The sequence below is a fragment of the Pseudonocardia sp. SID8383 genome, assembly GCF_009864975.1.
Lineage (GTDB): Bacteria > Actinomycetota > Actinomycetes > Mycobacteriales > Pseudonocardiaceae > Pseudonocardia > Pseudonocardia alni.
Genome location: NZ_WWFY01000204.1, coordinates 1 through 11,291, shown reverse-complemented (window position 1 = coordinate 11,291; position 11,291 = coordinate 1). Strand labels below are relative to the sequence as shown.

The 11,291-nt window shown below is 74.0% G+C and carries 12 protein-coding genes and 1 pseudogene; 3 read left to right on the top strand and 10 right to left on the bottom strand.

Annotated elements, in window-relative coordinates; all coding sequences use genetic code 11:
* Window positions 1-148: 148 nt before the first annotated feature.
* The 5 genes from GTW08_RS04830 to GTW08_RS04810 all read right to left on the bottom strand — a co-directional run bounded on the left by GTW08_RS04830 (window position 149) and on the right by GTW08_RS04810 (window position 6,255).
* Window positions 149-1,531 carry a MadS family sensor histidine kinase gene (locus GTW08_RS04830; protein ID WP_083658814.1) on the bottom strand — a complete coding sequence of 461 codons (1,383 nt, stop codon included), beginning with the start codon at window positions 1,529-1,531 and terminating at the stop codon, window positions 149-151.
* 22 nt (window positions 1,532-1,553) lie between these two features.
* A complete protein-coding gene (locus GTW08_RS04825) occupies window positions 1,554-2,870 on the bottom strand; it encodes an iron-containing alcohol dehydrogenase (protein ID WP_100878859.1) in 1,317 nt (438 codons plus the stop codon).
* A 191-nt stretch (window positions 2,871-3,061) separates the two neighbouring features.
* Window positions 3,062-4,177, bottom strand: coding sequence for an XdhC family protein (locus tag GTW08_RS04820; protein WP_073576677.1), 1,116 nt, complete (start codon window positions 4,175-4,177; stop codon window positions 3,062-3,064).
* Window positions 4,170-5,351 carry a vWA domain-containing protein gene (locus GTW08_RS04815; RefSeq protein ID WP_083658813.1) on the bottom strand — a complete coding sequence of 394 codons (1,182 nt, stop codon included), beginning with the start codon at window positions 5,349-5,351 and terminating at the stop codon, window positions 4,170-4,172. The genes GTW08_RS04820 and GTW08_RS04815 overlap by 8 nt, the downstream gene beginning before the upstream one ends.
* A 10-nt stretch (window positions 5,352-5,361) precedes the next feature.
* On the bottom strand, window positions 5,362-6,255 hold the full coding sequence (locus tag GTW08_RS04810) for an AAA family ATPase (RefSeq protein ID WP_073576676.1): 894 nt from the start codon (window positions 6,253-6,255) through the stop codon (window positions 5,362-5,364).
* A gap of 542 nt (window positions 6,256-6,797) precedes the next feature.
* Between GTW08_RS04810 and GTW08_RS04805 the strand changes: the two genes are divergently transcribed.
* Window positions 6,798-7,364, top strand: coding sequence for a transglycosylase family protein (locus GTW08_RS04805; protein WP_073576675.1), 567 nt, complete (start codon window positions 6,798-6,800; stop codon window positions 7,362-7,364).
* Window positions 7,365-7,522: 158 nt separating this feature from the next.
* Here the strand turns inward: GTW08_RS04805 and GTW08_RS04800 are convergent, their stop codons facing one another.
* From GTW08_RS04800 to moaC, 3 genes are read right to left on the bottom strand one after another with little or no spacing between them, the layout of a single operon-like run.
* Complete coding sequence (locus GTW08_RS04800) at window positions 7,523-7,972, bottom strand: molybdenum cofactor biosynthesis protein MoaE (protein ID WP_073576674.1); 450 nt, start codon at window positions 7,970-7,972, stop codon at window positions 7,523-7,525.
* Window positions 7,969-8,451, bottom strand: a complete 483-nt coding sequence (locus GTW08_RS04795) for a MogA/MoaB family molybdenum cofactor biosynthesis protein (protein WP_073576673.1) — start codon at window positions 8,449-8,451, stop codon at window positions 7,969-7,971. Before GTW08_RS04795 ends, GTW08_RS04800 begins: the two co-directional genes overlap by 4 nt.
* Complete coding sequence (moaC, locus tag GTW08_RS04790) at window positions 8,448-8,957, bottom strand: cyclic pyranopterin monophosphate synthase MoaC (protein WP_073576672.1); 510 nt, start codon at window positions 8,955-8,957, stop codon at window positions 8,448-8,450. The genes GTW08_RS04795 and moaC overlap by 4 nt, the downstream gene beginning before the upstream one ends.
* Before the next feature lie 457 nt (window positions 8,958-9,414).
* On the opposite strand from moaC, the gene GTW08_RS04785 reads away from it, so the two are divergent.
* Window positions 9,415-10,020, top strand: coding sequence for a transglycosylase family protein (locus tag GTW08_RS04785; protein ID WP_073576671.1), 606 nt, complete (start codon window positions 9,415-9,417; stop codon window positions 10,018-10,020).
* A gap of 72 nt (window positions 10,021-10,092) precedes the next feature.
* On the opposite strand, the gene GTW08_RS04780 is transcribed toward GTW08_RS04785, so the two are convergent.
* Window positions 10,093-10,695 carry a nucleotidyltransferase family protein gene (locus GTW08_RS04780; RefSeq protein WP_073576670.1) on the bottom strand — a complete coding sequence of 201 codons (603 nt, stop codon included), beginning with the start codon at window positions 10,693-10,695 and terminating at the stop codon, window positions 10,093-10,095.
* A 2-nt stretch (window positions 10,696-10,697) separates the two neighbouring features.
* Window positions 10,698-10,880 (bottom strand): hypothetical protein, encoded by a 183-nt coding sequence (locus tag GTW08_RS04775; protein WP_073576669.1) that lies wholly within the window; start codon window positions 10,878-10,880, stop codon window positions 10,698-10,700.
* A 123-nt stretch (window positions 10,881-11,003) separates the two neighbouring features.
* Here GTW08_RS04775 and GTW08_RS04770 point away from each other — a divergent pair.
* Window positions 11,004-11,291: pseudogene (locus tag GTW08_RS04770) on the top strand (DNA-binding protein); the annotation flags it as partial.

Sequence of the window (11,291 nt, the reverse complement as noted above, 5' to 3'; positions counted from 1 at the left end):
CCGCCGTGGCCGGGGCCGCGCGCGCCGACACCGGCTCCGCCGCGGGCATCCGGTCCGCCGCCGCTGCGGGCGTCCGTGACGACGCGGCCCCGGGCGGTGCCGCCGGTGACGTACCCGGGACCGCCCGGGGCGGTCCGTGTGCCGCTGCTCATCCGAGCTCCTTCCCCGGCGCCCCGATCGGGACGTCCACCTGCACCTGCAGCCCACCGATCCGCGAGCGGCGGAACCGCAGGGTCCCGCCCATCTCGCGGGCGCGGGCGTCCATGTTCACGAGGCCGCGGTGCTCCCCGGAGGGGCCGCGGACCGACGCCGCACGCAGCGTGCGGCGGATCTGCTCGGGGGAGGCGCCGCCGTCGTCGGAGATCGACAGGCGGACGCGGCCGTCGGCGTAGGCCAGTCGCACCACCGCCCGTGAGGCCGACGCGTGCATCGCCGTGTTGAACAACGCCTCGCCGGCGATCCGGAACAGCGACTGCTCGTGCTCGTGCGGCAGCGGCACCGGGGCCCCGCCGATCGTCACCTCGACCCGCAGCTCGTCGGGCATGTGCACGGTGGACAGCTGCCGCAGCATCGAGGGCAGGTCCTTGTCGGCGTGGTCGTCGTCGTTGAGCGCGTAGATCGCCGACCGCAGCTGCTCGACGGCGCGCCGGGTCAGGTCCTTGGCCGTGTCGAGGTGCTGGAGCAGGACCGGCTCGGTGATCTCCGACCGGCACAGCTCGATGTGCATCCCGGCCGACAGGGCGTACTGGGTGACGCTGTCGTGCAGCTCGCGGGCGATGCGGTGCCGCTCGTTGTCGAGGACCTCCCGCTGGCGGGCCGCCCCGAGCGCCTGCTGGGTGAGCATCAGCTCGTCGTTGCGGACGCGCAGGTCCTCGGCCTGGGCCGCGGTGCGCGCGTGCAGCCGCTCGGCCCGCTCCAGCAGCGCGCAGTTCTGCAGCGCCGACGCCGTCTGACCGGCCAGGATGCGCAGCACCGAGTGGTCGGTGTCGTCGATGTGCCGTTCCGGCGGCGTCCACGCGACGAACCCGCCGACGGTGCGTCCGTCGAGCCGGATGGGGACGTGCAGGTGCCGGGGACGCGGGTCGTCCTCGTGGTGGTGATGATGGCCGTCACCGGCGTGCAGCCGCTCCACGTGCCGGCGCACGCGCTCGGGCACCGACCCCAGGTCGGCCCACTCGACCCCGTCCGGCCCGAGAACGATGTGCCGCGGCGCGGCGTCGGGCAGCTCGCCGTCGACGAGCCCGAGCACCACCCAGTCCGCCGACAGGTGGTCGGCGGCCGCGTCGGCGACCGCGCGGACCAGCGCCTCGGAACCCTCCATCGTGCGGACCAGCGCGGCCGAGATCCGGTCCAGCGCGAGGATGACCCGGCGCAGCCGCTCGGCCCCCTCACGGTACTCCGGGTAGAACGACGGCTTGCCCGTCCGCAGGCCGGTGAGCTGGTCGAGATCGGGGCGGGCCCGGCCCCCGGCGGCCGGCGACGAGGGCGGTGCGGGTGTGCGGCGGCGCGGGAAGCGGGCGGCGGCGGTCACCGCGAGGGCCTCCGTGCGGGCGTCACAGCGCTTCCCGGAACAGGTTCTCGATCTGCTCCACGCTCGCCGTGCGCGGGTTGGTGGTCAGGCAGGCGTCGCCGAGGGTGAGCCGGGACAGCCGCGGGACGTCGGCCTCGCGCACCCCGATCGCGGCGAGCCCGGTCGGGACGCCGACCTCGTCGGCCAGCTTGCGGACCTCGGTCGCGACCATGTCCACGGCCTCGTCGCCGGGCATCCCCGGCCGGGCGGGCAGCCCCATGGCCTGGGCGATCGGGACGAAGCGCGCCGCGTCGGCGTCGGAGGCCGAACCGTTGAACCGGATCACGTGTGGCAGCAGCACCCCGTTGATCAGGCCGTGCGGCAGATCGAGCATGCCGCCGACCTGGTGGCTCATGGCGTGGGTGGCGCCGAGGATCGCGTTCGTGAACGCCAGGCCCGCCTCGAGCGCGGCCTGCGCCATCGCGGTGCGGGGGCCGTCGTCGTGGCGGCGGATCATCGTGGTCGGCAGGTTGGCGTGGACGAGCGCGACCGCGTGCAGCGCGTGGGTGTCGGTCAGCGGGCCGTGGGCCAGCGACACGAACGCCTCGATGCCGTGGGTGAGCGCGTCCAGGCCGGTCGCGGCGTTGAGCCAGTCCGGCATGGTGACGAGCAGCCGCGGGTCGATCACCGAGACGTCCGGGACCAGGGCCCGGCCCATGATGGTGATCTTGGTCAGGCGAGCCGTGTCGGTGATGATGCAGAACTGGGAGACGTCGGCGCCGGTGCCCGAGGTCGACGGCACCATCACCAGCGGCGGGATCGGGTTGGCGATGCGGTCGATGCCCTCGTAGTCGAGGATCGTGCCGCCGTTGGCCGCGAGCAGGGCGACGCCCTTCGCGGCGTCGATCACCGAGCCGCCGCCGACGCCGATCACCACGTCGCAGCCGGAGCTCTCGTAGCGCTCGAACCCGCCCTGGATCTCGTGGTCCTTCGGATTCGGGGTGATCTCGTTCCACAGCTGCGGGCGCAGGCCCGCGGCGCGCAGGTGGCGCAGGAGTTCGGCGGGCCACCCGGCCTCGGTCACCCCCGGGTCGGTGACGACGAACGGCCGGCGCGCACCGAGCCGTAGTGCGGCGTGCGCGGTCTCCGGCAGCGAGTCCGGCCCGAAGACGATCTCCGGGGCGTGGAACTTGGACAGCCGCGGCCGCTCCCGCGGGCGGTGCGCCGCGCGGACGGTGTAGCCCTCGTCGGTGCCGGACGTGCCGGTCTCCCCGTCGAGCACGAGAACGGTCTCCCGTCGCACGGTCCCGCGCGGCCCGTGGTCAGGGGCGACGGAACCGGCGGAACCGGTGAGGACCACGTTGCCCTCCTCCTGCTGCTGCGCGTTGTCGACTCACCACTCGCCGACGGCGAGCGGATCTGTCACGAGCGTGAGGCCCACGGTACAGGGACACCCTGTCCCGCGACCCCCTCGATCGGCGGACGGCGCGCCGATCCGCAGGTCGGAGCCGGGTCGTCGACCGGCTCCGGCCTGGCCGAAAGCGGAGGAGGTCAGGACGCGTGGATGGGCCCCTCGCGTTCGGCCAACCGGATGCCCTCGCCGCCCCAGTGCTGGGCGATCATCTCCGCGGCGATCGACACCGCGGTCTCCTCCGGGGTACGGGCCCCCAGGTCCAGCCCGATCGGCGACGACATCTTCGCGATCTCGGTCTCGGTCACGCCCCGCTCGCGCAGACGCTCGAGGCGGTCGTCGTGGGTGCGCCGCGAGCCCATCGCCCCGATGTAGCCGACCTCGGGCAGCCGCAGCGCGACCTCCAGCAGCGGCACGTCGAACTTCGGGTCGTGGGTGAGCACGCACAGCGCGGTGCGCTGGTCGATCCGGCCCGCGTCGGCCTCGGCCTGCAGGTACCGGTGCGGCCACTCGACCACGACCTCGTTGGCACCCGGGAAGCGGCTCGCGGTCGCGAACACCGGACGGGCGTCGCAGACGGTCACCCGGAAACCGAGGAAGGTGCCCATCCGGGCCACCGCGGCGGCGAAGTCGATCGCCCCGAACACGATCATGCGGGGCGGCGGCGCGAACGACTCGACGAAGATCTGCAGACCCTCCCCGCGTCGCTCGCCGTGGACGCCGTAGGTCAGCGTCGCGTTGCGGCCGGAGTCGAGCAGACCGCGGACGTCGTCGCGCACGGCGTCGTCGATCCGGTCCGAGCCGGTGCCGCCCTCGGTCCGGTCCGGCCAGACGATCAGGCGCCTGCCGAGCAGTTCCGAGGGGCCCGCGACGACCGTGGCCACCGCGACCGGGTCCTCGTCGCGGATCGCCTCGGCGATCCGGCCGAGCTGTGCGTAGGTCTCCGGGGTCACCTTCTCCACGAAGATGTCGAGAATGCCGCCGCAGGTCAGGCCGACGGCGAACGCGTCGTCGTCGGAGACGCCGTAGCGCTGCAGCACCGGTCGTTCCTCGGACAGCACCTGCTGCCCGAGCTCGTAGACCGCGCCCTCGACGCAGCCGCCCGAGACCGAGCCGACGGCCTCGCCCGCCGGGCCGACGAGCATCGATGCCCCCGGCTGGCGCGGTGCGGACCGGAAGGTCCCGACCACCGTCGCGAGCGCGGCCGGCTCACCGTTCTTCCACCAGCCTTCGAGCTGGTCGATCACGTCACGCATTGCGCACCACCTCGAGCAGTTTCTCCAGCGTGTCCAGGCTGTGCCCGGCCAGCAGGTCGTCCAAGTGCGGAAGGGCCGCGACTATTCCCCCCTGGACCGGGGCGTAGCCGTCCTTGCCCGCGTGCGGGTTGACCCAGACCAGCCGGTGGGCCAGCCGGGACAGCTGCTCGGCCTGGGTGCCGAGCAGCTCGGTGCCGCCGCGCTCCCAGCCGTCGGAGAAGACGACCACGACCGCCCGCCGGGCCGCACCGCGGCGTCCCCAGCGGTCGACGAAGGCCTGCAGCACCTCGCCCAGCCGGGTGCCGCCCGACCAGTCCGGGATCGCCCTGCCCGCGGCGCGCAGCGCGTGCTCGGGGTCGCGCAGCCGCAGCTCACGGGTGATGCGGGTGAGCCGGGTGCCCAGGGTGAACGCCTCGACCGAGCGCGGCGAGCGACGGACGACGACGTGGGCGAAGCGCATCAGCGCGTCCGCGTAGGGCTCCATCGACCCCGAGACGTCGATCAACAGCACGACCTTGCGCGGCCGGCGCGAGGTGTCGCGCCGGGCCAGCCGGAAGATCTCGCCCTGGTTGCGCAGCGCCGCGCGCAACGTGCGCTGCGGGTCGGCCTCCCCGTGCCGGTTGCGCCTGCGGCGCCGCGACGCCCGGGTCGGCGGCTCCGGCTTCAGCAGGGTCATCAGCCGGCGCAGGTGCTCGCGCTCGGCGGGGGAGAGCTCCCCGAGGTCGCGGTTGCGCAGGATCTCCGCGCCGGTCGCGGCGGCCTTGATCTGCGGGCCGTCGGTGTCGTCGGAGTCGTCCTCTCCGCCCTCGCTGCCGGGCAGCAGCGCGGCCAGCTTCGGCGGTGCGGGCGGGCGGTCGTCGCGGTTGCTCGACGGGCGGTTGCTGGTCGGCTCGAACCAGGACGGGAACGCCAGGTCGTACCGGACGATGTCGTCGGGGTCGGCGCACAGCGTCAGCCGGCCGGCCCAGTACGCCTGGTCCCGGTCGGTGACCTCCAGGGTGTCGAGCGCCTGCAGGTAGGCGGTCACCCGGTCCTGGGTGACCGGGACCCCCGCCGCGCGCAGGACCTCGGTGAACCCGACGAATCCGGTCAACAGCTCGTCGGTGGTGCCGGTGGGCTCCGCCGCGGGCGGCCGTGGCGGGGCCGCCGGGGACGGGCTCGGGGGGACGGTCATCGCGGCCGGGTCAGGACGCCAGCAGGGTGTCGAGCTGCTTGTGGACCCGGTCGGCGTCCTCCCGGTACTTGAGGACGGCGCCGAGGGTGCGCGCCGCCGACTCCGGATCCAGGTGCCGGGCACCGATCAGCTGCAACGCCCGGGCCCAGTCCAGGGTCTCCGCGACACCCGGGGGCTTGATCAGGTCGGCGTGGCGCAGCTTCTGCACGGCCCGCGCGACCGACGCGGCGAGGCGCTCGGGCACCTCGGGCAGCCTGCTGTGCAGGATCTCGATCTCGCGCTCGATGTTCGGGTGCTCCAGCCAGAGATAGAGGCAGCGCCGCTTGAGCGCGTCGTGCACCTCGCGCGTCCGGTTCGAGGTGAGGACGACGACCGGTGGCGTCGTGGCGCGCACCTCCCCGAGCTCGGGGATGGTCACCGCGTGCTCGGTGAGGACCTCCAGCAGGAAGGCCTCGAACTCGTCGTCGGCGCGGTCGATCTCGTCGATGAGCAGCACCGACGGGCTGGTGCGCAGCGCCTGCAGGATCGGGCGGGACAGCAGGAAGCGCTCGTCGTAGAGGCCGGCCTCGACGGTGTCCGGATCGAACCCGTCGCGCCCGCTCGCGGCCTCCAGGGTGCGCAGGTGCAGCAGCTGGCGGGGGAAGTCCCAGTCGTACAGGGCCTGACCGGCGTCGATTCCGTCGTGACACTGCAGGCGGATGAGCGGTGCGTCCAGCGTGGCGGCCAGTGCCTGGGCCAGCGCGGTCTTGCCGGTCCCCGGCTCGCCCTCGCAGAAGAGCGGACGGTTCATGCGCAGGGCGAGGAAGGCCGCCGTCGCGAGACCGTCGTCGGCGAGGTAGCCGGTCGCGCGCAGCGCGTCGGCGAGCTCGGCCGGGCTCCCGGGGCCGGGTGCAGGTTCGTTCACCGAACCAGCATGCAGGACGAGCGGTGAACGCGGCCACAGCAGGAGGGTCCCTCCTCCCCGCGCGGGCGGGTCCGGGACCTCCCCGTGACGACGAACGAGGCCCCCGGAAGGTTCGAGTTGCTTCCGGATCAGAAATGTTCACGACCACGTGATAGGTCCGTGATGTGACGTCGTTGACCAGTGCGTTTAGGGAGAATCTGATAATTACATCGTTGTCACAGTGATTCCGCTCACGGGCCCCTTCATTGACGAATTCTTTCCGCGCATTCACCTTTCTCGTCGGCCGGTCCACCGGAGCGGCCGCCTGAACGAGTCACACATCCGGACCCGCCGCGCCGAACCACCCCCGTCCCGCGGCTGTCCGGTCCGTCGAGGAAACGGAACGGGACGGGGACGAGAGAGACCACCTCCGCGGGCGTCATGGACGTCGCTCCCCGGTCCCGATCGACGCACCCGCGACGACACGGTGGGCACACCTGTGCCCTGGGGACCTCCTGCGCGGAGTGTGCGTGTCCTCGGGACGGCGCGGTGGGAGCGGAACAATGACCAAGGGACCCAAGGGCCGAAGTCTCCTGCGCATGGCTGCGGCGGGTGTCGTCGCGGTCGGCGCGACGGCTGCGATCGCCGGTACCGCCAACGCCGCCCCGGACAGCGTCTGGGACCAGCTCGCCGAGTGCGAGAGCGGCGGGAACTGGTCGATCAACACGGGTAACGGGTACCACGGTGGGCTGCAGTTCTCGCCGTCCACCTGGTCCGCCTACGGCGGCCAGGGCTCGGCGTACAACGCGAGCCGCGCCGAGCAGATCGCCGTCGCCGAGAAGGTGCTGGCCGCTCAGGGCTGGGGCGCCTGGCCGTCCTGCTCGAAGAAGCTGGGCATCACCGGTCACTCGGCCGACACCAGCAAGCGTGTGAAGGCGTCGGCCCCGGCCGCCTCGGCGCCGAAGAAGAAGGCGGCCGCCCCGGCCGCCGGCGGTTACACGGTGAAGTCGGGCGACACCCTCGGGAAGATCGCCGCCGCGAACGGCACCTCCGTCGCCGCGCTGGCCGCCGCGAACGGCATCGGCAACGTGAACGTGATCAGCGTCGGCCAGGTCCTGAACCTCGGCTGATCCCGCCGACCGTCCCCGGACCGCCATCCGGGACGGACGACACGGGGTGCGCGGTGTCCCCAGCACCCGCCCCGGCGGACGACGGCCCGGGTCCTCCTCCCCCCTCGCGGGGAGGCGGACCCGGGCCGTTCCGTCGTTCCGGGGGTGCGCGGCCGGGCTCAGGTCGAGTTGACCCACTCGTCGGAGCCGTCGGCGAACCGCTGGTGCTTCCAGACCGGCAGCAGCCGCTTCACCTCGTCGACGAGCTCGGCGCAGGCGGTGAACGCCTCACGGCGGTGCTCGGCGGCGACGGCGCAGGCGAGGGCGACCTCGCCGATGTCGAGCGGGCCGACCCGGTGGCTGACCGCGAGCGCCCGGACGCCGGGGGAGCGTGCGGCCACCTGCTCGGCGACCTCGGTGACGATCCGGGCGGCCGTCGGGTGCGCGCTGTACTCCAGCCCGTGCACCGACTTCCCGCCGTCGTGGTCGCGCACGACGCCGGCGAAGGTGACGACCGCGCCGGCCGCGGCGTGCTCGACCAGGCGGGCGTGCTCGTCGACGTCGAGCGGCTCCTCGCCGACGGCCGCACGCAGGACCGTCGCGGTCCGCGTGGTCGCGGGATCGGTCATCGGTGGTCTCCTCCGTGCAGCTGGTCGACCGCGTGGTCGAGGACCCCGGCGAGCACGCCGAGGCCGTCCTTCACTCCGCCCGGGGAGCCGGGCAGGTTGACGATCAGGGTGCGGCCCGCGACCCCGGCCAGGCCGCGGGAGAGCACTGCGGTGGGCACCTTCTCCTCCCCGGCGCGGCGGATCGCGTCCGCCAGGCCCGGGATCTCGTGGTCGAGCACGGCCCGGGTGACCTCGGGGGTGGCGTCGGTGGGGGAGATGCCGGTGCCCCCGGTGGTGACGACGACCGCGACCCCGTCGGCGACGGCCGTCCGCAGTGCCTGCCCGACCGGCTCGCCGTCCGGCACGACGACCGGGTCCGGGGTGTCGTAGCCGCGCTCGCGCAGCCAGGCGACGATCGGCGGCCCGCCGCGGTCGGTGTAGACGCCCGCCGCGGCCCGGTTGGACGCGGTGACGACCCGGGCGGTGCGCGCGGCGGTCATGCCCCGCGCTCCCACAGCCCGGTCTTGCCGCCCTCCTTGCGCTCGACGCGCACGGCGTCGAGCACGGCGGCCGGGTCCACGGCCTTGATCATGTCGTGCAGGGTGAGCCCGGCGACGGCGACCGCGGTCAGCGCCTCCATCTCCACCCCGGTGCGGTCGGTGGTGCGGACCTCGGCGCGGATGGCGACCCGGCCGGCGTCGCCGTCGGTGGCCGGGGTCAGGTCCAGCGTCACCCCGCTGATCGCGATCGGGTGGCAGAGCGGGACGAGGTCCGGGGTGCGCTTGGCGCCCATGATCCCGGCGATGCGGGCGGTGGCGAGCGCGTCGCCCTTGGGGAGGCCGTCGGTCTCCAGCAGGTGCACGACCTCGGCCGTGGTGTGCACGGTCCCGGTCGCGACGGCGGCGCGGCGGCCGGGCGGCTTGTCGGAGACGTCGACCATCCGGGCCGCCCCGGCGTCGTCGACGTGGCTGAGCGCGGGGCCGGGCCGGTTGTGCTCGGTGGTCACGACCCCGACAGTACGGGGGGCGCCGGTAGGGCGGCCCCCGCCACTCCGTGTATACGGGCCGGGGCCCCCGGATGGCCCAGTCGCTGTGATCTGTATCACGTTTGTGGACCGATCGCACTGTTTGCACGAACGTTTCTCGTTCGTGATCGGGGCTCGTCACCTGCGCAAACGCATTGCCCGAACATCATGTGTCCGGTACGTCCGACGCCACGCCGTGTCGCCGTCGACTTTCGCGTCGTCCTGACGTGACCTACCTTCGATCCCGGCTCGGCCGACTCCCCCATGCGGCCGGGCTCCGGTGCCGCAACGCTCCCTGTCCGGCGGTCCACCGGCCCCCGAGGTATCGGTGTGGGACAGGGCCGATCGACAGACGGATCGGTGGCCGCTCCCCCGGCCGCCGGAACGGGCACCCATTCCCCGGGTGCGGTTCGGGACGCGTCACGCGGGAGAGCCAGCCATGCCTCGTTACCGTGGGAAACACCGCAAACCGAGCACCGCCGGCCGCACGATCGCCCGGACCGCCGTCGCCGGTGCCGTCCTCGGCGCCCCGATGCTGGCGGTCGTGGGCACCGCGAACGCCGCCACCGACTCCACCTGGGACTCCCTCGCACACTGCGAGAGCACCGGGAACTGGGCCGCGAACACCGGCAACGGGTACTACGGCGGCCTGCAGTTCAGCCCGAGCACCTGGAAGGCCTATGGCGGCGGCGAGTACGCCACGTCGGCGCACCAGGCCACCCGGGCCCAGCAGATCGCCGTCGCCGAGAAGGTCCTGGCCGCCCAGGGCTGGAACGCCTGGCCGTCGTGCTCGTCCAAGACCGGCGCGTCCGGGTCCGCCACGCCGCGGACCCTGGAGACCGACTCCGGCACCCGGGCCCCGGAGCGTGTGAAGGCCAGCGCCCCCGCGGCGTCGTCCGGCGGCACCTACACGGTGAAGTCCGGCGACACGCTGGGACAGATCGCGGCCGCGCACGGCATCGCGAACTGGAAGGACCTGCTGTCCAAGAACCCGGGCCTCGGTGCCGGGCACCTGATCACCCCCGGCCAGGTCATCAACACCTGATCCCGGCACGACGACGCCCCGGTCCCTCCGCGAGGGACCGGGGCGCACGTGTGTCGGGGCCGGTGCGGTGGTTCAGGTACCGGCGAGGCGGCGCAGCTGCCCGGGGGTGTCGACGTCGTCCGGGACGGCGACGTCGCCGCACTCGACCAGCTCCACGTCGGAGCGGCCCGCCAGGTAGTCACGGGCGCCGGAGTCCCCGGAGGACAGCGCGACGACCCCGGACCAGTGGTCCCGGCCGAGCAGGACCGGGTGCCCGGGGACGCCGTCGAACGCGGCGCGCCGCAGCGACGACGGCCCGGCGCCGTCGACGACCCGGCGGATCGCCTCCGGCCCGATGCCCGGCAGGTCGACCAGGTGCACCAGCGCCGCGCCGGTGCCGGGCAGGTGGGTCAGCGACCCGAGCCCGCGCCGCAGCGACGCGCCCATGCCCTCGTCCCAGTCCTCGGCGACCACGACACCGACGTCACTGCCGTCGGTGCCGAGGCCGGCGCCGCGCAGCACGTCGGTGACGTCGTCGGCGCGGGCGCCGAGCACGACGGTGACCGGGCCGCACCCACCCGCCTGCAGCGCCTTCACCGCCCGCACCGCGAGCGGCTCACCGTGCAGTCGGACCAGCGCCTTCGGGGTGCCCATGCGGCGCCCGGCGCCGCCCGCGAGCAACAGGCCGGCGACCACGGTCAGCGGTTGATCTCGGTGACCGGGTGCTCGTAGGGCACGCTGGCGACCGGGAACTCGATGTCGCCGAACGGCGACATGTTTCCCTGGACGCTGCCCAGGAGCTCGGTGACCGGGTGGTCGCCCTCGTCGGAGTGCGGCCACTCCGGGTGGATCCGGTCCTGCTTCGCGGGCTTGGCGGCCATCGCGTCCTCCAGCGTCGTCGTCCGGTCCCGGGCGGGACCGCGGCAGTCTCCTGTGCCCAGTATCGCGGACGCGGGCGCGGCTGTCCGCCCCGGTGCGCCCGCGATCGTCCGACTACCCTGGCGATGATGCAGACGTCCCTGGTCGAGTGGTTGCGCGGGCAGGACGACGGGTTCCTCGCCGCGCTGCTGCGCGCGCGTCCGGACCTCGCCGTCCCGCCCCCCGGCGACCTCACCGTGCTCGCGACCCGCGCCTCGATCCGGGCGTCGGTGCAGCGCGCCTGCGAGGACCTGGGCACCGTCGCGCTGACCGTGCTGGACGCGCTGGTGCTGGCGTCGGCCTGGCGGACCCCGGCCGACGCGACGACGCCCGGCGCGGGCCTGCGCGGCTGGCTCGGCGCCGACGTCGACGCG